Source organism: Candidatus Magasanikbacteria bacterium, from assembly GCA_021648085.1.
Classification (GTDB): domain Bacteria; phylum Patescibacteriota; class Patescibacteriia; order Magasanikbacterales; family UBA922; genus JAKITS01.
The window spans coordinates 725,324-746,828 of record JAKITS010000001.1 but is presented as its reverse complement, the minus strand read 5'-3'; the positions used below and the strand labels follow the sequence as shown (position 1 = coordinate 746,828).

Genomic DNA, 21,505 nt, shown 5'->3' with positions numbered 1-21,505 from the left:
TTACTTGATTTCGATTCTGATAGCTTTTTCCAATTTCCTGACATCAGCTAAAAGTTGTGATCTTTCTTTGTTAAATAATATAATATTAAATATGCTTATTCCACCATTTCTAGCAAACAGACACTTGTCTCCCGGTTTTTTTCTTATATTTATTTTTTTGAAGGATTCCAATTTATTTGCTTTTCTTAGTCCAAAAACTTTGACCAATTCTCCTTCTTTTGGTGTAAAAAATTTCATTGCAGTTGCATAACCTTTTATCTTTTTTGGAATAATAGGTTTTTTACCCATATGTATTAAAATGTCGTTCATATTATGATCTATGTTTGCAGTCATTTGGTATAAATCATGCCTAAAACCGCCAATTCTTGCTCCTACTTCTATAATTTTCCAGCCGTCTTCATTTCTCATCATTTCTATGTGTGCTGTTGTATTTTTTAGACCCAAGGCTTCAACTGCTTGAACCGCGACATATCGTGCACCTTCTATTGTTGCAGACTTTAGTTTAACTGGTGTAGTTTGTTTGTAGCCAAAGAAATCGTCTCCGCCTATTTCTTTTCCAGTCGTCACTCTCACAAGTGGACAAAAGTAGGTCTTACCTTTGTTGTCTACATAAGCATCTATACTATACATACTTCCTTCTAAAAATTGTTCTACCAAGACTTTTGGTTCCCAATTTCCACCAGACTCTTTGTGTACTTTTTTAATTTTTTTGAAAACTTTTTTTAGTGTTTTTTTTAATTCTTCTTTATCAAAACACATTGTGACAAGCCTGCTTCCAGCTAGGCCTGTAGGCTTTACAATCAAAGGAAAGCCAACTTTTTTTGCAATTTTATTTATAGTTTTTTCTTCATAATCTTTTACGATTGTGTATGTAGGAGTAATTTTCTTGTTATGTGTATGTAATCTCTTTCTCATTAATAATTTATCCGAAGACCACAAAAGAGATTCACTTGTTGGTGTTTTTAGATATGGAAGGTTTGGTATTACTTTTGCAAAGTTTTGAATCTGATCTTCTCCACGACAAGTGACTGCAATAAATGAGTCTCTGTGTGGTAGTAAAGCTTTTTGTATGCTGTTTACAGATTTAGTTTTACAAGAAATTAAAATATCCACCATATCTAATTTTTTTGGTGTTTTTTTATTGTCGTGTAATAGTGCGGTTTTAAATTTTTCTCCAGTTTTCTCTTCGTAAGCTTCTAAACTTTTTGAAATACCAGAGATGTATTTACCTACAAACAAGATTATATTTTTTTTCATAATTAAAAAGTATAAAATACTTAGACATTATGCACTAAAATGAATAAAAAATCAAGCTTAAAAGGACTTGATTTTGTTTTTTGTCATTTAAATTGATTTCGGAATTATTTTTTTATATTTTTTTATCATTGTTAAAGTTTGCCGCTTACTTAATAATCCAACTTGTGCACCAAATTTTTGTATTACCCCTGCTGAGTTTGCGGTACCCCACTGCACAGCTTCTTTTATTGTGTGTCCTTGTACCAAAGCGGACAAAAAACCACTTGTAAAAGCATCACCGGCGCCTGTTTTAGCCTTTGCTTTTAGTGGGTAAATTGGCATAAATAAAAATTCTTTTCCGTCTGTTGTGTACGATCCTTTTTTACCGTTTGTAATTACAGCAATTTTTGCACCAGTTTCCAATAAAGCTTTTAAGGTACTTTTTTCGGTTTTTTTCTTACCAACTATAATTTCCGCCTCTTCTTTGTTTAAAATAATTGCGTGAGCGTAGGGGAGTATTTTTTTTAGAATTTTCAAACCGTCTTTCAATTGGTATGTTCCTGGGTTTACAGCAAGTTTTATGCTTGGATTTTTTTTAAGATGAGAAATTAATTTTTTTTGAATTTTTTCAAATGATTTACTAAGCGATGTATAATAAATCCAATTAGTTTTTGGAATGTTTAATAAGGTGTAATTTCTTTTTGGGTGTTGAGACAGAATTGTACGCTCACCTTTGAAATTTAATACAATTGCGTAGCGAGTTTCTTGTTTTTTAACCTGTATATGTTTTATATTTACACCAACTTTTTTAAGGCTCGATAAAATAATATGACCGTTTAAATCGTCTCCAACTTCTGTAATAATTGTAGAGTTTAGCCCAAAAAGATGTGTACCAACTGCTACATTTGCGGCATTTCCACCAACAGACTGAGCGGATCCTGTGATAGGAATTTTTTCTGCATAATTTAGACAGAGTTTGCAATGTTCTTTTTTGATATCGCAATGAACTGTAGCGTCGTCTATCATTATATAAGTATCCAAAACACTATCTCCAATTGTAATTATATCTGTATGCATTTTTTTATAATTAATTTATTATATTATAGCATATTTGAGGATCGTTTCCACGTCATCCTCAGCGAAGTCGAAGGATCTTATCTTAATTTCACTCAAACATTCATCCAAAAATTAAAATTAAAATTTAATTTATTTTTAGGTAGTTAAATGTTCGGGGATTAAAAAAAGATCGAATTTACTTCGATCTTTTAAGTTTTCTTTTTTTGGTTACCACAATAAACGCAGGTTCTTTTTTTGTTGGAACAGGGTAAACATAATTTAGAAGATAATGTTAAAAAAAGAGCTTTACAGTCAATGCAGATTCTAAAAACACATGATGTTTGTTTTTTGGGGCAATCACAAACTTCTTCATTCACTAGTTACTCCTTTTTTTTTTGCCACAAATATGACATCTACTATTTTTTTTTGCGCATTTTTTGCAGGTTAAAAATGTTTTACTTGCTTTTAATTGCCCACATTTTTCACACCAGCTCATAATGGCAGGGTATTGTTCTGTATTGTGACCTTTGCAAACATCTTGTTTACCATTCATTGCTTACTCCTTTTGTTAAAGAACTTCTTGGTTAAATTCTATAATTTCTAAAAGTTTAAGTCAAATAAAAAATTATCAGGGAAGATAATTTTTTATTTTGAATTTATTTTATTTTGTTTCAAATCTGTTTATATAATCAATTGCACTTAGTACTGCTATAACACCTTGTCCAGCAGCGATAACTATCTGTTTGTGTGGTATGTTCGTTACATCGCCGGCAGCAAAAATTCCTTTGCAACTAGTTTGACATTTTTGGTCGATTTTTATTGATTTTTGTTTATCTTTGTTTACACAGTCTATAAAATAGGAATTTGGAATTGTTCCTATGTGGACCATCACTCCACCAACTTCTAATTCTTTTTCTTTTTTACTTTCGCTATCTTCATATTTCAAACTAGAAACCATTTTATCACCCAAAATTTTTGTTGTGTTCGCATTATAAATTATCTCTATATTTTTTGCTTTTTTTACTTTGTCTATTAAAATATTTTCACCTTTTGGAAAACCACCATTCATTTCTTTTGTATTTGGTTTGTTTGATATTAAATAAACTTTTTCAGCAATCCCACTCATCATAAGAGCAGATTCTAGACCTGCATTTCCAGCGCCAATTGTGGCTGTTATTTTTCCTTTAAAAAGTGGGCCATCGCAAACTGTACAATATGTAATACCTTTTCCACGAAAATCTTTTTCACCTTGAATACCTAGCTCTCGTGGGTGTATTCCACTTGCTACAATTATAGATTTTGTATCAAGTTTTACTTTTTTAGCACCTTTTTTTGTGTGAACTATATGAATATTATCTTTTTGTTCTATTTTTAGGACTTCTGTTCCTTCGCGAATTTCTGTGTTATAAAATTTGGCGTGATCTTCGAAATTCTTTGCCAATTCCATTCCATTTATTTTTATAATTCCAGGCCAGTTTCCAACTTCTCCAGAAAGTGCAACCTCTCCACCAATATCTTTGGATATTACTAAAAATTTTAAATTTCTACGCGCCGCGTAAACAGATGCTGAAAGTCCTGCGGCCGACGCTCCAATTATTATCAAATCGTACATATTTTTTAAATTATATAAAATAAATCACATCATCCTGAGCGAAGTCGAAGGATCTCGATTAAATTTCATAGAATTATAAATATATAAAATTCTTATGAAATAGACACGAGATATTTCGACTTCACTTTGTTCCGCTAAATATAACATATTAATTAGTTTACCAGATTATTGAAAAAAGTTAAATTTTCAGCTGGAGTTCCGTTTTCATTGAAAATTGCACTTCCAATACATAAAATATCGGCGCCAGCTTTGGAAATATTTTTTGCAGTTCCTTCGTTTACCCCTCCGTCAACTTCTATTTTAATGTGCGGAAATGCAACTTTTATTTTTTTTATTTTTTCTAAAACTTTTTTCTGAAATTTTTGCCCAGATTTTCCTGGACTTACTCCTAAAAAGAGTATGTACTCAAGGTTTGGTAATAAAAATTCTATTTTTTCGATTGAAGTTTTTGGATTAAGTGCAAAGCCAACTTCAAAACCAAAATCTACAAGTTTATGAAAAAGTTCCAAATTTATTTCTTTAAAAGATTCGGTGTGAACAACTATTCTTTGTACATTTGAGAGACTTTCCCATTTTTTTAATTCTTGAATTGGATTTTCTACCATTAAATGCAATTCATAACTTAAAGTTGTTGGAATTTCTTTAATTTTTTCTGCATCAGCCCAATTTTTCCAATGTGTAAATTTGCCATCGGCGATATCAATTTGAACTAAATCAACAGAATTTTCTACTGATTTTATTTGTTTTTCAAATTCGTTTTGTGATATAACATTTATTGCTGGGATTATTTTAATCATACAATTTTTTCTATTCTTCGGATATGTCTTTCTTCATTTGTAAATTCTGTGTTTAGCCAAAGTTCTATTGCTGTCTTTGCTTCTTCTTCGTTTAGAAATCTTGCGCCTATTGAAAGTATATTTGCATCATTATGCTCTCGTGAAAGTTTTATAATTTCTAAATTTCCTCCATAAAAAACTACAGCGCGAACATTTGGGAAACGGTTTGCCGCCATAGCTTCACCTTGACCGGAACCACCAAAAATAATGGCTTTTTTATTTGGATTTTGTGATATCTCTTTTGCGACTAAAGATATAAAATCTGGATAATCATCTTTTTCATTATGCTCTACTGCTCCTTTGTCTTCTATTTCAAAATTTCTTTCAATTAAAAATTGTTTAATTTTTTCTTTTAGTTCAAAACCGGCATGGTCTGTTGCTAAATATATTTTTTCCATATTATTTTATAAAATAAGTATAATCTTATTCTACACCTTTATTTTGAATTGACAAAACTTGGTTTTTGTGCTAAAAATGGTATTAAGCACATTACAATAAAATAGAGGAGTTGAAAAGGAGGTAAAATGACCAAATTAAGTTTGGGCTACAAAATAGTCAAAAAAATTTGTAAAGCTTTGCATAAGAAAACTTTTGTGCAAAGTGATTTAACATATAAAATTGCGAAATATTGTGATTTTAGCACTTTGGAGCGGTTAATTTTTGAGATAAACAGGTTGGCAAAAGAGGAGGATGAGCCTGCTATTGAACTCAATGATGATAATCGGGATATTTTTCAGATAGATCCTGTAATTTATTACGAAGTTTTCCCAGAAGAAAAAACTAAAGACAAAAAAGGAGGTTAAGATGGTGATAGAAGGAACACAAGAAAATCTAAAACAAAAATTGGGTTTTATTGATTTTATTGATTTTCCTCTGGAGTTTATGAATGCGTTTAATTGGATCTTTGGACAATGCCGAAGATCTAAGGGTAAGGAAGGGTATATCGTAATAGAAAAAGGACATATTCCAGCCAAAAGTAATGAGAAAACTGTAGGGTTGAGAGAAAAAGAGGAGGCCAGCAAAAGAAAAAGATTTTTACAGAAAATGATAGAGCTTTGTGCTATTAAATCAAGTAACCGTATTTATTCTGTGAAAAGAGATAGAGTTTTTGAATTAAATAGGCAGATTAGTTACGAAAGAGATAATAAAATATTATGCCATTTAAAAATTTTGCAGGAAAGAATTTTGAGTACTCATAGGTTGACCAAAATTTTTAAAGAGCATCTTGTAAAATATGAAGCTATGAAAAAATATGATATGCGAGTTGCAACGGCAGTTTATTTGAAAGAGTTTAATCAGCTTAAATTTAGACTTGAAGATTTGGAATTTGAAATAAACGAATTTGGTAGTTTCGAAAGCTTAATTGCAGAATACAAGATTTTGAGAGCTTGGATGAATTTGGACGAAAGAGCTAAAGCATCACTTCGTAGGTTTTGCGCTTAAAAATATAAACCGTCTATTAAATAGGCGGTTTTTTTATTGACAAAAGTGTGAAAAATTGCTATTATTTATTTGAAATAATTATACAACAAAAAGGAGGGCTGAAGTGTCTGAACAAGAAATTCAAAATAAAGAAGTTCGTGTGAGAATTGGAATAAACATAAGCTTCGAAATGTATAAGATTATAGAATCGCTGAGAGAAGATTTTGGCGTTAAGGATTGTGCCGAAATTTTTAGAAGAGCATTGGCTTTATTATATGAGGTCAACGAGTTACAAAAAAAGTTTGTGCAGAAGGACATTGCTTTGTGTATTCTTGGTAAGAGGAGAAAACCAAAAGAAATTATTATTTTAAAAAATCTTTCAAAATAAAAAAATAGTTTTCTTAAATTTCAAGTAGCTTTCGGGCTATTTTTTTATTTTCCAAAATATAAAACTTAAATCAGAAGTTTGAAGTCTAAAAGCTAAATTCAGCTATTTTTGTTGACATTGCCTAGGGAATTGGATAATATAAATAAGTAAATTTAAAAAGAAAGTTAATTGTCATTTTATGTACGAAGCAGATAAAAATGAGAAAGAAATTTTAAAATATTGGGATCAGCATAAGTGTTTTGAAAAATCAGTAGAAAGTAGACCAAAAGATAAACCATATGTTTTTTATGACGGACCTCCGTTTGCGACAGGTTTGCCACATTATGGGCATATAGTTGGAACTGCAATGAAGGATACAATTCCGCGTTTTTGGACTATGCGTGGTTTTCGTGTAGAGAGAAAATGGGGTTGGGATTGTCATGGTTTGCCAATTGAAAATATTGTAGAAAAGGCTTTAGATTTGAAAACAAAAAAAGATATTGAAGATTTTGGCATACATAATTTTAACGATGCTTGCAGGTCTAATGTTTCAAATTATGTAGACGAGTGGAAAAGAATAATTCATAGATTTGGTCGTTGGGTGGATATGGAAAATTCCTACCGAACTATGGATATAAATTATATGGAAAGCGTTTGGTGGGTTTTTAGACAGCTTTGGGATAAGAATTTGATTTATGAGGGTAGGAAGCCAATGCATATTTGTCCGCGTTGTGAGACCCCACTTTCAAATTTTGAGGTGACACAAGGTTATAAAGATATAAAAGATTTAACTGTGACAGCACAGTTTAAAGTTTTGAATGCAAAAGAAAAGTTGGGAGTTGAGGAAGATTTATATATTTTGGCTTGGACTACAACCCCGTGGACATTACCGGGAAATGTGCTAATTGCTGTTGGAAATGATATAGATTATTTGCAAATTCGTACAATAAATGAAAATGGTGAAAAAAATAAAGAGACATTTTTGGTTGCAAAAGAGAGAGCTGATTATGTGACAAAAGGAGCTTACGAAATTGTGGCAGAATTTACAGGTTCAAAATTGGTTGGTTTAAATTATGAGCCATTATTTCCTTATTATAAAGATACAAAAAATGCATTTAAAGTTGTGGAAGCTGATTTTGTGACGACAGAAAATGGAACTGGAATTGTACATATTGCACCAGCTTTTGGTTCTGATGACTATAGTTTGGGAGAAAAAGAGGAGATTGATTTTGTGCAACATGTAGGAATGGATGGAAAATTTAAACCAGAAGTGCTAGATTTTGTCGGGCAAGAAGTAAAACCAAAAGCAGATCATTCTAAGACTGATGTAGAAATTATAAAATGGCTTGCAAAAAATGGAAAATTGTTTGCAAAAGAAAAATATTTGCACAGCTATCCACATTGTTGGCGTTGTGATACGCCACTTTTAAACTATTTAACAAGCAGTTGGTTTATTCGCGTCACAGAACTTAAAGAAGATTTACTATTAAATAATGAAAAGACAAACTGGGTACCAAGCCATATAAAACAAGGGCGTTTTGGAAAGTGGTTGGAAAATGTAAGAGATTGGGCTGTTTCTAGAAATCGTTTTTGGGGTGCGCCACTTCCTATTTGGAGAAGTGATGATGGTGAAGATTTTATTTGTGTAGGAAGTGTTGAAGAATTAGAGGAGTTGTCTGGGCAAAAAGTAGAAGATTTGCACAAAGATACCGTGGACAAATTGGTTTTTGAAAAAGATGGAAAAACATATCACAGAGTTTCAGAGGTTTTAGATTGTTGGTTTGAATCTGGTGCTATGCCTTATGGCCAGATGCACTATCCGTTTGAAAACAAAGAAAAATTTGAAGCAGGTTTTCCAGCAGAATTTATTGCAGAAGGTCAAGACCAGACTCGTGGTTGGTTTTATACTTTACATGTTTTGGCGACGGCACTTACTCGCGGAGAAAATCCTACTATTCCAACAGATGAATCTTTGCCAGCTTTTAGAAATGTAATTGTAAACGGAATTATTTTGGCAGAAGACGGAAAAAAGATGAGTAAGCGTCTACAAAATTATCCAGATCCAATGTTGGTTTTGGAAAAATATGGTTCAGATGCTCTGCGATATTATCTACTTTCTTCGCCTGTTGTACATGCAGAAAATATGAGTTTTTCTGAAAAAGGTGTGCGTGAAGTTTATGGAAAAGTGATAAATATGCTTTGGAATGTGTTTAGTTTTTATGAAATGTTTGCAGAGGAAAAAGCTGTGAGCAAAATAAATACAGTAGAATTGGAAAATGTTTTGGATAAGTGGATTGTAGCAAAACTGAACAGATTGGTAGTAGATGTCACCAAAAATATGGAGGAGTATAAACTTGCTGAAGCAATTCGTCCAATCCAAGATTTTATTGCAGATTTATCTCAATGGTATATTCGTAGAAGTCGTGATAGATTTAAAATGAATTCTACTGAAGGTGATTTGGAAAAAGACAAAAAACAAGCAGAAAAAACTTTGGGTTATGTTTTGTTAACTTTATCAAAAGTGATGGCGCCATTTATGCCGTTTATTGCAGACAAAATTTACTTGCAAATAAAAGGTGAAGGAACTGCAGAAAGTGTGCATTTAGAAGATTGGCCAGAAGTTCTGGAAGGTGATATTGATTTTCTACCATTAGAAAATATGAGATCCACAAGAGATATTATTGAGTTAGGTCAATCTGCTAGATCAAGTGCTGGAATTAAAGTTAGGCAACCTTTGTCAGAAGTTTGTTTTTTTGGACCGCCTATTTATGATGATAATGAAGAAAAGAAAAAATATGAAACTTTAATTAAAAATGAGTTAAATGTTAAAGAAGTTAAATTCTTAAAAATGGGATGTCCTGACATAAATAGAGTTAAAAAAGACAAAAAATATTTTGTTATTGAAAGTCAAAGAACATTAGTTGCACTCAACACAGAAATAACAGAAGAATTGAAAAAAGAAGGTTTGATGCGTGAAATTGTAAGAACGGTGAACCAACTTCGCAAAGAACAAGGTTTAACTAGAGAAGACAGAGTTGTGATAACTTATCATACAGAAGATTTTCTACTTCAAAGCGTGTTTGAAAAATTTGCAGAAGATATTAAAAAGGGTGTTTTAGCAGATGAAATTTTGCAGGACGGCGGAGAAAAAAGTGTAAAAATTGGTGATGTTGAAATAGAACTTGGAGTGAGGAAAGTAGATTAATCAGAAAAAGACCTCTCCGAGGTTAAGAATTAAGTACTAAGACTACTTCGTATTTAAGTAGGAAATTTTCTTTCTATCTTATTTCTTAATTCTATTCTCTCACGTCATCCTGAGCGGAACGAAGTGAAGTCGAACGGATCTCGAAATAGAATCACCAGAACTAACAAAGAACAAAAGAAAAAACTGACTTATGTTTTATTATAATTATTTATATTTTGTGATATTGCACGGGGATCTTTCGACTGTCGCTCAAGATGACGTGGAAGAAAGACCTCTCCGAGGTTAAGAATTAAGGTTGTTTTGTAATTAAATAGAAAACCCTATAATATAATTAGTGCCAATAAAAAAATCCCCGCACATTTGTGCGGGGATTTGGGTTTTAGTAATGAGACAAAATTTTGTCTAGCTTTACAATTTTGGCTGCCCAAAAAGATTCCTCTTTTGAGCCTTCCTTTATTTCACTGAGTGCCGTTTGGCACTCAGTAATAAAATAAAAAATCATTTCTTTATTTAGTGGAATTATTGACAAATTGGAATTAAACATAAAAAAATCTGCTCGTATCATTGAAATTACACAAAAATCTTTCCCATTAATTTCTATAATTGTCCAAGAGCTTAGACTATTGATAATACCTTCGGTAATATCAAGAGAAATGGAGGCTAAAAGAGCATCATTTTCACTATCTATCTCCAGTTTTGAAGAACCAGGTTTATTATCTACAAGAATCTTCATTATTTCTCCTTTTTACCAATCTTTAAGATTGGTATTTTTGAGTTGCACTTTCACCTCTCTTCTTTCACGCCTTTGGTTAGCGTGTTTCCAACAGCTTCTGGTATTTTTACCTTTAGCTGCTGGTTTTTGGTTGTTGGGAGGTGTGAGTTGTACAACACAGATTTTTGAATTCATTTACCATTTACTCCTTGTAAGGATCGAACTGCTCCAGCACCACACTAAAGCAGGCTTAATTAAACCATAAAAATAGTTATTTGTCAAGGGTTTGGACTTAAAAAAATAAAAAGCAACTCTAATTAATAAGAGTTGCTTCTGTATTTTCCACGACAAGTGTTTTTGTTTTTGTGAGCACCATTTTTTCTTTCTGTTCGCATTTGAACAACAAAGAAATTTCGTGGTACAGTTTTGAGTTTTCTTTTTTTCTTTTTTTTACTCATTTTATCTCCTTTTTTGTGATGAGTCTCACTTTTCTACTCTTATTTTATAAAAGTGTAAAAGTGAGACCCAGACTTTTACTTACAAAAAATGTAAAAGTCTGGGGAATGACTTTGTGTCTGATTAATTATCAGACAAAAGCCGTTTGTGTTACCAAGAATTCCTCCAAAGCCTTTTCATACTCTGGGAAAATAGCGGAAATTGTCCGCTTAAATTGAGATTGATTCATTATTTTGAAATCAAAATCAATATCATCTTGGGTGGGGTGTCTACCTTTTTGAGCTATTCGCAACTGATCAAGCCCAAAAATACACCATTCAATATCTCCAACAGGAAAACTATGTTTATTCTTTGCATCAAGTATTTCTAAAATTTTGTCAATAGCGGAGACCTCTATTTGCGCTTCTAATACAGGGCTTAATGTATTTATATACATTAAGCTTGGTGCTACCGCAGGATCTGACTCTATAATTAGAGCAAATCTTAAAAAATCTATCAAAGCTTTTATTTCAATCTCTTCTTCTGGTTCTAGCCATTTTTTTGCTAGCTTTTCCACCTTTCTACTTTTACAAATAAGTAAAAGTAGTCCTACTGCTTTTAAAACATACAGTAGGTTTCCATTATTTTTCCACTGTTTTTTAGTAAACTTCGACTTGTTTAAAGATAAGAGCCATTCATTTCCCAGATAAAAAGCTGGGTTTTTTAGAAAATCTGGAATTTTAATAGTAGAATCAAAGGAGTACGCTGTCTTCATGATTTCTCTCCTATTTGTGGGTACGCGGTGATTTTACCTCCGTAATCGCTCATACGAGGCCTCTTGTGAAAAAAACTGTAAAAGGAACTCAATTAAACTTTTAACTTATTTAAAAACTCAATTGAATCCAGGATTTGTAATATTTTTTTAAAGACCCTAACTAATTATTCAAAATATATTTAAATATTTAGTTAAGGTAGGGAGTAAATTGTTTTTAGCAATTTACTCCCACATTTTTCACCATTTACAGCAGGCGATGGGCTGGATAGTACTTTTTAGGAAGTTTTACTATTAAATTACTTCAACTTCTTGTTCTGTCCTCTATTAGACAAGAAGATTTGTTCCCGTTTATTTTTCATCGGCTCGGCGGGAGTCCGATTAACCATATCCTTTTTGCCTAGTAGGCTTGTCGGAGATGGTAGGGCAGGCGGTTGCGTAGCGTATAATAATGCTTCCACTCCCGATTCGCGGCGTCACTTCCCGAAGGAAGCGATTTGGCGAGTTGGAAAGCCTTGCTCACCCGAACACAAAGTGTGTTTACGGCGGCGCGACGTTCCACTGCCCGCTCAGCTTTTTGGGCTGACTCTGCATCTACGATGCCAGCCGCTGCAAAAGCTTGAGCTAAGTTGGTCATTTAAACCTCCTTTTTTTTATTATCACTCAAAGGGAGGGACACCTTTTTGGAAACCATTTCCAGTTTAATTTGTATATTTCTTACACAAATTAAGCGGAAAATTGTTTTTGACTAATGTTTAAAACTAGACTCTGTTGAATCCTTGAATAACTCAAGGATTCAATTAAGTGGAGAAAGGTTTATACTATCTTCTTTTGTTTAAAATAATGAGATAAGTTCTGCTGGGAAAACCATATTTTTTGTTTAATTAGTAATTGGGGAGGTGTTTTTTTGAATAGCATCGTTTCAAACACTTATTAAGTTCTCCAGCTCAATAGGTGTTTGAAACGATACTGCCCAAAAAGGGCAAGTATCACCAATATGACATTTGATGTTTGTTTTGGATAAAATCCTTGCAAACATTTTTTGAAATGTTCAAAGCGTGTTTACTTGTGTGTAAGTCAAACATGTACGGATGCTTAAATGACTTAGATCCGCTGCGACTTGACAAGCTTTTGCGTTATGAACAAGAGCAACAATATCATAAAAATAAAACTTTGTCAAGTCTTTGTAGACAAAATAAGTATTTGTGATAGTAAAAAATGTCAAACTAAATTTGACAAAATAAGAAAAATATGGTATTATTATTTATAATACTACTATAAACAATAAAAAATATGTCAAAAAGTAATAAAAAAGTAAATACAACCCAAAAAACATTGGTTAGCTTGGGGCTCAGTAAAAACGAAGCGATGGTTTATGAATTTTTGCTCAAAAACGCAAACACTAATATAAAAATTTTACAAAAAAACATAGATCTTTCCAGAACTCTGCTTTATTATGTGTTGGATGGATTAAATGAAAAAGGTTTGTTGAAAAAGAGTAAAGATTCTGGGAAAACTGTATATAATTCACTACCACCGGACAATTTAAAAAACTTGCTAAAAGTAGAAGAAACAGAGGTGTTGGCAAAAAAGAAGATATTAAATAGTAATTTGTTTGATTTGCAGTCTTTGTATCGTTTGGGGCAAGATAAGCCAAATGTTAGGTTTTTTGAGGGTAAAAAGGGGTTAAAAGAGGCTTTGGACGATAGTTTGAAGCCCAGAAAGAAGATTTTAAGTATTGTAAATAAAGATGTATTAGACAAGAATTTTTCTGAATTGGTGAATAAATTTACAAAAGTGCGTCTAAAACAGGGTATAAAAATGGATTTATTGTCTGTAGATACACCTTTTGCAAGGAAATCTTATAAAAAAATTAAACCAGGAGAGTTTACAAAAGTAAAATTTTTGCCAGAAAGGTTTAAAGACTTATTCTTATTTTTGCTTATTTATGAAGATAAAGTCGGCATTTTGAGTTTAAGAGAGGGAAAATTGGTCACTTTTATAATAGAAGATAGGGAAGTCTATACTTTTTATAAGCAGCTTTTTGGTTTTATTTGGGAGCATTCAAGTAAATAAAAAAGCCGTTCTCACTAAAGTGTGAGAACGGCTGGTAAAAACACGCAAGAAATCAAATTTTTTCGAAGCAAATGATCATTTCTTCTTCGCTATCTACTATGTAGATAGTTCCGAAATAGCCTCTTTTCAGGAGTTCTCTTGTCTCCTGAATGGCTTCTTTTTTTCTGGAATATTCACGAACAATTACTTGCTCATTTTCTTCCAGTAAAAATCTTGTCACTTCCTTCTTTTGGCGATCAAAGGTTTTTACAAATTCCCTTATTCCCCACATTTTTGTGGTAAATAAAGAGTTCATTTCACGGCTTCCAACTAAGTTAAAAACCGTAACACCTTCTTCAATCTCCTCGATACCATTAATAACACAACCAGCATCCACATACTGCTCGCCGATTGCATTGCCAACGACGACGCAACCTATAATGCGGGTTGTTTCAATTTTTTGAGCCATTAACTCGATAAGCTTTTGTCCGAGTCCATTTCGCTGACTGTCTTTTTTGACATTCACGAATCGGAATTGAACCCCAGCTTTGCCCAAGTTTTCTGTGTAGAAAAAGGCTTCAATCTCACTATTTGTCTCCAAATAGGTGACTTCGCCTTGCTTTTCTTCCAATACCTCCTCGAAATCCCCAGCTTGCTCTTTGCAATCTGGGTAGTTTTGTTTTACAATTAAAGTGAGTTGACTTTGCTCGTGCAAAGTCAACTCGCCAATTTTTCTATGACAAATTTTGGGCCATACCCTTACTTCTCCCACACTTGCCTCCTTTTGTGGGCATGTTGTAAAAAGGACATCCAGACGGAACTATACCGAAAGGAATCTTATAATTATAGCATATTTTGGGTGTTTTGTCAAGTATTTTGGCTTAAATTAGGTTAATTTATTTTATATGTCAGAAAATAATAGAAATGAAAGAGCTTTACAAATACAAAAAGAATCGAAAGAAGTAAAAGAGGCTATTTTTAGAGAATTATTGGTTAAAGCTCTAAAAGAAGGTGTAAAAATAAATGAAGGTAATAACGGTGTAATTGTGAGGGTTGAGGGAGGAGTTTTGGATGAAGAAATTAAAAATGTTAACCCAAAATTTGAAGGACAGTCACTTGTGTCTAAAATATTTAAAATAGACTCTGTTACGGAAGCAACTAATGAATTTAATGTTATGTCTAGTGCGTATGATGTGTTGAATAGTATTTTTGAAAGTAGTCCGGATAAAGTCGAGGAATATGCAAAAATTCCACAAGCACATATTAATTATAATTTAAAAGATTTAGACGCAGAATTAGCAGAGACTTTGTCTAATTATGGTGTTCCAGCGAGAGAAGGGGGAAGTCTAAATGTTATTATTATGGATGCGGTTGATGGAAAGGATTTTAACACAATTTTATTTGAAGAGGTTGCAAAAAGACATCCAAAACTTATAGATTTAAAATTAGAAAATACATCTTTTAAACAGTTGGCTTATGAGGTTCAAGTTGCACTAAAATTTTCAAAGTCTGGTACAACAGGGGGAGGAAAAGAATTGTTGGATAGAGAAAATGTAGCAAAAGTGGTAGATTTTTTTGGAATTGGTAAGGGTAAAAAGGGGGAGGGTTCTGAATTTCGTTTGCCTGAAGATTTTTTTTCAAAAATTGCCAACACTATTAAATTGTTAAATGAAAATGGAATTTATCACCGTGATTTACATGAAAGAAACATAATGATGGATAAAAATGGAGATGTTTTTGTAATAGATTTTGGTATGGGACTTAATGATAAAAAAGTAACAGACCCTTATTATAGTAATTTAAAAGGAGGAGAATTTAATAGAGATACTGGTTTTGTAGAATTTTGGCAAGATATTGCAGAAGACCGGTCTGAAGCTGGAACAAAAAAAAAGAAAAAAAATATTTTAGGAACAAAACTAAGTCGTCATTTTGATATGTTAGAAAAAAGAAAAATGACACAAAAGTTTAATAATGAAATGAGGATACCAGTTCAAAGTTTATTTGAAGCTATAAAATCTGGTGAAGTAGACGATTTAATCGCAAATAAATTTTATGCAAATTTGACTACAAATAGAATGCTTCCACCGGACGAAAGTTTAATAGGATATTTTTTAGCTAGTGAGTTAGATAATTTTGTTGAAAATGAGGAAGAAAAAAAGATATTGGCAGATGAAATTAGAAAAATTTTACAAAAAAGAAATATAAGTCTTTATAATAAATTTAATGAATCTGCGAATTTGTAAGGTTTGCTATTGACATTTAAGTTATTTTATGGTTAAATGTATTAATCTTCAAAAGGAGGTTTGGATGAATATAAAAAGAAAGGAGATTCTTAGAAATACTTATTTAAAGTCTTTAAATTTAGTATGTGAAGTAGGTTTACATAATTTGTGGACCGAGGCTTTGCAAGGTATTTCTAAAACTTATGGGTTTTCAGGAAAAGAAGATTGTTCATTTTTAGCTATTAAAATAGGTTTTACTTTTGAATTTTTTATGAGGGAAGTGGAAGATCTAAAAAAAATGTCTGTAGTTTGCGAAAGTATAATTGCATAATAAAAACAAAGAGTGGCGGTTTATCCCTGCTCTTTTATTTTTGACCAAAAGTTGGAATAAAGATACAATATAGTGGGGTTTACAATAGAAACTCTTAAAAAAAATTATGATTGCATTTTTGAGTGGAAAATTGATTGGGAAGACTAAAACTTCTTTTGTGGTATTGGCTGGAGAGGGGGTTGGGTATGAAATAAGAGTTGTGCCGACTTTTTTGGTGCAGAAAAACATTGGGGATAAAGTAGAATTATTCACATTTTTGAAAGTTGCAGAAAATGCTTTGGATTTGTATGGATTTGAAAGTTTAGAACAAAAAGGTTTTTTCGAACTTTTAATATCTGTGTCTGGAGTTGGTCCAAAAAGTGGTTTGCATATTTTGACACTTGGAAGTATAAAGGAAATTTCATCTGCAATAGCTAGAAAAGATGTAAGTTATCTAACGCAAGTGAGTGGAATAGGGAAGAAGACGGCTGAGAGGATGATAGTGGAGCTAAGAAGTAAAATAGAGAAGTTGGTAGACGCTGGAGAAATGGAAGCTGATAATGGAGCTTTGGCTGATGTGGTAGATGGGCTTGTTTCAATGGGGTATTCCAAAGCAGAAGCGCGCGCTGCCGCGAAACGAATTAAAGATCCAAACAAAAACAGCGAAGCATTACTTCGTGAAGCATTAAAACTTTTAAGTAGATAAATATATGGAGGGAAGAGGTTTTATCAGAGGTGTAAATAAAAGAGAAATTGGCGAGGCTCTTGATCCAAATTCTCCAGAGTCCCAAGCTTTGGAGGCTAAAGTAAAACAAGAACAAGTAGATGCTGAAAGTTCAGAAAGGTTGACTAAATTAGAGGTTGGTGAAGAACGATTAAAAGAAATGGAACAAGCGGAAAGTGAAACTCCAATGGAAAAACTTGTTCGTGAAAGAAAAGAGAGGGAAGTAGAATCAGAAAGGAAAAACAAAGAAATTAAAAAACGAGGAGAAGGTATAAAAAAAGCAGAAATAGAAGCAAGGAGTAATAGAATAAAAGTTGAAACAGAAGCAACTATAGCTGAATTAAGAAAAACAATTGAAAGCCTTTCTACAGATGACAGAATGGCAGCCTAAGAAAAAATGAGACAGACAAAAAAGCAGATTAGGTAGAGTAAGTAAAAAAATATAAAACAAAAAACGCTATTTAAATAGCGTTTTTTGTTTTATTCATAGTAATACAGTGAGACTTGCCTCGGTACGGTAGTAATTATTATAAAATATCCCTAAATTCTTTATTCAAGCGAAGTTATGCATCAAGAAAAACATGGTTTTTCGATTTATCAAATGAGCGAAGCGAATGATCCATCGAGCGTTAACGATTTATCATCATTTCTTCGTTCCTTCTTTTTTTACAAGTGGAAGTGCAAGGTTTTCTTTTGGATTTGCTTTTTCTAGTAGCGCCAAACTCACTACTTTGTCTCCAACCGCTTTGAATTTCATAATTCTTACACCTTGGGTTGCGCGTCCAAGTGTAGAGACACTTTTCAAAGGGATTCGAATTATTTGTCCTTTTACTGTGATTATAAGTAGATCGTCTTTTGCACTTTTTCTTAGAACTTTGGCTTTTACAATTTGTCCGGTTCTTTGAGTGATTGCCATTGTTTTTATTCCACTACCACCTCTTTTTTGAACTTTGTAATATTTGAGAGCTGTCTTTTTTCCTCTACCAAGCTCTGAAACTACCAAAAGAAGTGCATCACTCTGTTCTATTGATTCTAGTGTGACCACATTCATTCCTACAACTTCGTCATCTGTTTTTAGTCTTATTCCTCTAACACCAGCTGCAGCACGACCCATTGGTCTTAGGTCTTTTTCTTTAAATCGAATTGCTTGACCTTTTTTGGTGACAATTGCAACATCATCTTTTCCACTAGATGGACGAACCCACTCAAGTCTGTCGCCATCTTTCAATTTAATTGCAATTAAACCAGATTTTCTCACTGTCTCAAAATCTTTAATTTTTGTCTTTTTTGAAGTTCCTTTCGTTGTTGTCATTATTAGGAATTTGTACTTATTTATATCATCCATTGAAAGGATTGATGTGACTTTGTCGCGAGGGGATAGTTGTAAGAAATTTACTAAAGCATTACCTCTGGAGGTTCTTGTTGTTTGTGGAATTTCATGAGCATAAAGTTGGAAAACTTGTCCTTTGCTGGTAAAAAGTAATAGTCTGTCGTGAGTGTATGTGGAAATTAAATGCTCTACAACATCTTCTTCTTTTGTCGCTAACCCAATGACCCCTTTTCCTCCGCGACCTTGAGTTTTAAATGAGTTCGGATCTAGTCTTTTTATATATCCGTCGCGTGTAGCGATAATAAGAGTTGGTTCGTTTGGAATTAAGTCTTCAATTCTGAACTCTTTTACGCCGTGAGCTACAATTTTTGTTCTTCTTGTATCACCAAATTTTTCTTTTATTTCTGAAATTTCTGTTTTAATAATGCCTAATATCTTTTTTGGACTATTCAAAATTCCTTCCAATTTTTTGATAATTACCATTTTTTCTTTCAACTCATTTTCAATTTTTTGGCGTTCCAGGTTTGCTAATTGTTGCAAACGCATATCCAAAATAGCAATAGTTTGAAGTTCACTAAATTTAAATTTTGCCATCAAGTTTTGTTTAGCTTCCTCTTTGTTTTTGGATTTTTTGATAATTTTTATTACCTCGTCTATTTTATCCAATGCTTTTTTCAAACCTTCCAAAATATGAGCCCTGGCTCTTGCTTTTGCAAGTTCAAATTCAGCTCTGCGAACAACCACGACTTGTCTGTGTTTTATGTGTTCTTCTAAAATTGTTTTTAGGTTCAAAATTCTTGGTTGAATTCCATCTACAAGTGCAAGCATATTGAAATGGAATTTTGTTTGTAGATCTGTAAGTTTATATAATTTATTTAAAACTTTTTTTGGAAAAGCATCTCTTTTCAACTCAATTACAATCCGAATTCCATCTTTGTTAGATTCATCACGTAAGTCTTTTATGTCTGTCATTTTCTTTTCTTGAACAAGATTTGCAATTTTTTCTATTAACCTAGATTTATTTACTTGATATGGAATTTCTCTAACAATAATTTGATGATAACCTGGTTTTTTTTCTTCTGTGTCTATTTTTGCACGCATTACAACACCACCTTTTCCTGTGGCGTATGCTACAGCAATATCTTTTTTATCGTAAATAATACCTCCGGTAGGGAAGTCTGGTCCTTTTATAATTTTATTTAAGTCTTCTATTGTTGCGTTTGAGTTTTCTATTAAATGTGTTATTCCATCACAAAGTTCGGTAAGGTTGTGCGGTGGAATATTAGTTGCCATTCCAACTGCAATTCCCATACTTCCTGTCAAAAGAAGGTTTGGTAATTTGGCTGGTAATACACGAGGTTCTCTGTGAGATCCGTCATAAGTTGCTTTGAAATCTACAGTGTCTTTTTCTATATCAAAAAGAAGCTCTTCTGCAATTGCTTGAAGTTTTGCCTCGGTATAACGCATAGCAGCAGCAGAGTCGCCATCTAATGACCCAAAGTTTCCTTGTCCATTTACCAATTGATAACGCATACTAAAGTCTTGCGCCATACGAACCATAGAATCATAGATAGCGGAGTCTCCGTGAGGGTGGTATTTTGCCATCACTTCTCCAACTACGTGGGCAGATTTTCTAAATCTTGCATTATGTTTTAGTCCAATTCCCCACATTGCGTACAAAATCCTTCTGTGAACAGGTTTTAATCCGTCGCGAACATCTGGTAATGCACGAGAGACAATAACACTCATTGCATATTGCAAATAAGATGTTTCCATTTCTTTTACCAATTCTATTGGTTTTATGTTTTGTGGTTTTACGCTCAACTCTTCTTGTTTTTTTGGCATATTTTATTCTATATTTTCTTCAGAACTTGTTGCGGTTTGTGTTGTGCTACTTACAATTTGTTCCAAGGTTTTTTCTATCTCGGTTATTATATTTTTATTTTTACCATTTTCATCTTTCAAAAGAAATTCATCCATTGTTGTGTTAAATTCAAACTTTGCAGTTTTAAACATGCCTTCTTCTGTTTTTTCTTGAAAATCTATATCGAAGAAAAGTATACTCATGTTTAAAATCCACATAATAAGAATAACACAACTTATTGAAATTACAGATACCCAAAGTATAATTTTTTTCTTTTTAAGTATTTTTTTTGAGTTCTCTTTTGAAACTGTTTCTTTTGTGATACGACCTACAATTATTCCTGGCATTGAATCTACTTTTTTATCTGTAGATTTGTTTGCACTTGGCATACTATTCTTTTGTTAGTATATAAACATCTGTTTCTTCTGCTGGCAAGTCTTTTTTCTTTATAATTATTTTTTTGTCTGTTGCTTTTGCTTTTATTCCTATTTCTTTTATAAACCTCTCAACTTCATCTGCTTTTGGATCATTGTCACTTTTGTGTCCGATGGGAATTATTATTCTAGGCTCTATTGCGTTTACAGCTTTCATAGCTTCTTGTGCTGTATACATTTCATCTCCACCACCAACTGGAAGAAGTAAAATATCCACACCAGACAAAACTTCAAGTTGGGTGTTTGTAAGTGTCTTTTTTGTTTTTCCGAGGTGGGCTAAACTTAAATTTTCTGCATCTATTCGAATCATTGTCTGTTTTTCTTTGTTTCCTTGTACTGCTGATATTAAAACATTTTTAATTTCTATTTCTCCAGGCATAGAAAGTGAAAAAGCTTCACCAACTGTGATAGAGTTTTCATCTCCCTGAGTGTAAACAGCCACATCTGGAGCCAAATTTGTTGGAAAACTTCCAACTTCTGGTTTGTATGGGTCTATTACAATAGATACTTCATCGTGCTTTGGTTTTGCCTGTATTTTTATAGCAGTACTGCCTAGCCAGGTTATATGCATAAATTCAGATTTAAGAGTTAATAGCTAAAAATTAAGTATTTTTTTGATTGCTTTCATATTGTATCTTAGATTATTACTCTGTGCAAGTACGGTTTTGAATATGTTGCACACAATCTGTGTTCGTTGTACTTGATTTTTTTCAAGAGTTGTGTTATAGTTAGCACTTCAGGAACCTTTAGTAAACACATCACCTACTAAAATCTCCAAATTTTGGCTATGATTTTAAGAAAAAATATTTTGTATACTTTAAAAGAACAAAGATTTTTTTTCATCTCGCTCAAAATTTGAAGATTTTGTGACGGTGCTATTTTTACCAAAGGTTCCATTTATTTAGCTCCATTT

At 32.5% G+C, this 21,505-nt stretch carries 21 protein-coding genes; 9 read left to right on the top strand and 12 right to left on the bottom strand.

Features of this window, described 5'->3' with window-relative positions; all coding sequences use genetic code 11:
• The 6 genes from L3J07_03845 to L3J07_03820 form a co-directional block, all read right to left on the bottom strand.
• The gene (locus L3J07_03845) at positions 1-1,257 is read right to left on the bottom strand and encodes an ATP-grasp domain-containing protein (GenBank protein MCF6276949.1); all 1,257 of its coding nucleotides are present in this window, start codon (positions 1,255-1,257) and stop codon (positions 1-3) included.
• Positions 1,258-1,344: 87 nt separating this feature from the next.
• The gene (locus L3J07_03840) at positions 1,345-2,313 is read right to left on the bottom strand and encodes a carbohydrate kinase family protein (GenBank protein ID MCF6276948.1); all 969 of its coding nucleotides are present in this window, start codon (positions 2,311-2,313) and stop codon (positions 1,345-1,347) included.
• Between the two features lie 355 nt (positions 2,314-2,668).
• Entirely contained in the window at positions 2,669-2,845 is a 177-nt protein-coding gene (locus L3J07_03835) for a hypothetical protein (protein ID MCF6276947.1), read from the bottom strand.
• Positions 2,846-2,953: 108 nt separating this feature from the next.
• On the bottom strand, positions 2,954-3,904 hold the full coding sequence (locus L3J07_03830; protein ID MCF6276946.1) for an FAD-dependent oxidoreductase: 951 nt from the start codon (positions 3,902-3,904) through the stop codon (positions 2,954-2,956).
• 152 nt (positions 3,905-4,056) lie between these two features.
• Complete coding sequence (locus L3J07_03825) at positions 4,057-4,701, bottom strand: ribulose-phosphate 3-epimerase (GenBank protein ID MCF6276945.1); 645 nt, start codon at positions 4,699-4,701, stop codon at positions 4,057-4,059.
• Positions 4,698-5,138, bottom strand: a complete 441-nt coding sequence (locus L3J07_03820) for an RpiB/LacA/LacB family sugar-phosphate isomerase (GenBank protein MCF6276944.1) — start codon at positions 5,136-5,138, stop codon at positions 4,698-4,700. Before L3J07_03820 ends, L3J07_03825 begins: the two co-directional genes overlap by 4 nt.
• 126 nt (positions 5,139-5,264) lie before the next feature.
• Between L3J07_03820 and L3J07_03815 the strand changes: the two genes are divergently transcribed.
• The 4 genes from L3J07_03815 to ileS all read left to right on the top strand — a co-directional run bounded on the left by L3J07_03815 (position 5,265) and on the right by ileS (position 9,734).
• Positions 5,265-5,543 carry a hypothetical protein gene (locus tag L3J07_03815; protein ID MCF6276943.1) on the top strand — a complete coding sequence of 93 codons (279 nt, stop codon included), beginning with the start codon at positions 5,265-5,267 and terminating at the stop codon, positions 5,541-5,543.
• A 1-nt stretch (position 5,544) separates the two neighbouring features.
• Positions 5,545-6,183, top strand: a complete 639-nt coding sequence (locus tag L3J07_03810) for a hypothetical protein (protein ID MCF6276942.1) — start codon at positions 5,545-5,547, stop codon at positions 6,181-6,183.
• Between the two features lie 103 nt (positions 6,184-6,286).
• Positions 6,287-6,550: a hypothetical protein gene (locus L3J07_03805; GenBank protein MCF6276941.1), complete on the top strand. Its 264-nt coding sequence runs from the start codon at positions 6,287-6,289 to the stop codon at positions 6,548-6,550.
• A gap of 178 nt (positions 6,551-6,728) precedes the next feature.
• On the top strand, positions 6,729-9,734 hold the full coding sequence (ileS, locus tag L3J07_03800; protein MCF6276940.1) for an isoleucine--tRNA ligase: 3,006 nt from the start codon (positions 6,729-6,731) through the stop codon (positions 9,732-9,734).
• Between the two features lie 379 nt (positions 9,735-10,113).
• Here ileS and L3J07_03795 read toward each other — a convergent pair whose 3' ends face one another.
• Complete coding sequence (locus L3J07_03795; GenBank protein MCF6276939.1) at positions 10,114-10,467, bottom strand: hypothetical protein; 354 nt, start codon at positions 10,465-10,467, stop codon at positions 10,114-10,116.
• Between the two features lie 565 nt (positions 10,468-11,032).
• On the bottom strand, positions 11,033-11,656 hold the full coding sequence (locus L3J07_03790; protein ID MCF6276938.1) for a hypothetical protein: 624 nt from the start codon (positions 11,654-11,656) through the stop codon (positions 11,033-11,035).
• Between the two features lie 1,290 nt (positions 11,657-12,946).
• Here L3J07_03790 and L3J07_03785 point away from each other — a divergent pair.
• The gene (locus tag L3J07_03785; protein ID MCF6276937.1) at positions 12,947-13,729 is read left to right on the top strand and encodes a hypothetical protein; all 783 of its coding nucleotides are present in this window, start codon (positions 12,947-12,949) and stop codon (positions 13,727-13,729) included.
• A gap of 52 nt (positions 13,730-13,781) precedes the next feature.
• On the opposite strand, the gene L3J07_03780 is transcribed toward L3J07_03785, so the two are convergent.
• Positions 13,782-14,480, bottom strand: a complete 699-nt coding sequence (locus tag L3J07_03780) for a hypothetical protein (protein ID MCF6276936.1) — start codon at positions 14,478-14,480, stop codon at positions 13,782-13,784.
• Positions 14,481-14,613: 133 nt separating this feature from the next.
• Here L3J07_03780 and L3J07_03775 point away from each other — a divergent pair, with 133 nt between their 5' ends.
• The 4 genes from L3J07_03775 (at position 14,614) to L3J07_03760 (ending at position 17,355) form a co-directional block, all read left to right on the top strand.
• The gene (locus L3J07_03775; GenBank protein MCF6276935.1) at positions 14,614-15,951 is read left to right on the top strand and encodes a protein kinase; all 1,338 of its coding nucleotides are present in this window, start codon (positions 14,614-14,616) and stop codon (positions 15,949-15,951) included.
• 64 nt (positions 15,952-16,015) lie between these two features.
• Complete coding sequence (locus L3J07_03770; protein MCF6276934.1) at positions 16,016-16,261, top strand: hypothetical protein; 246 nt, start codon at positions 16,016-16,018, stop codon at positions 16,259-16,261.
• Positions 16,262-16,367: 106 nt separating this feature from the next.
• Positions 16,368-16,946, top strand: coding sequence for a Holliday junction branch migration protein RuvA (gene ruvA, locus L3J07_03765; protein MCF6276933.1), 579 nt, complete (start codon positions 16,368-16,370; stop codon positions 16,944-16,946).
• 4 nt (positions 16,947-16,950) lie between these two features.
• The gene (locus L3J07_03760; GenBank protein MCF6276932.1) at positions 16,951-17,355 is read left to right on the top strand and encodes a hypothetical protein; all 405 of its coding nucleotides are present in this window, start codon (positions 16,951-16,953) and stop codon (positions 17,353-17,355) included.
• Positions 17,356-17,607: 252 nt separating this feature from the next.
• On the opposite strand, the gene gyrA is transcribed toward L3J07_03760, so the two are convergent.
• The 3 genes from gyrA to L3J07_03745 are packed head-to-tail and all read right to left on the bottom strand — an operon-like array spanning position 17,608 to position 21,163.
• Entirely contained in the window at positions 17,608-20,139 is a 2,532-nt protein-coding gene (gyrA, locus tag L3J07_03755) for a DNA gyrase subunit A (GenBank protein MCF6276931.1), read from the bottom strand.
• A gap of 3 nt (positions 20,140-20,142) precedes the next feature.
• Positions 20,143-20,547, bottom strand: coding sequence for a hypothetical protein (locus tag L3J07_03750; protein ID MCF6276930.1), 405 nt, complete (start codon positions 20,545-20,547; stop codon positions 20,143-20,145).
• Between the two features lies 1 nt (position 20,548).
• On the bottom strand, positions 20,549-21,163 hold the full coding sequence (locus L3J07_03745; GenBank protein ID MCF6276929.1) for an MBL fold metallo-hydrolase: 615 nt from the start codon (positions 21,161-21,163) through the stop codon (positions 20,549-20,551).
• Positions 21,164-21,505 lie beyond the last annotated feature (342 nt).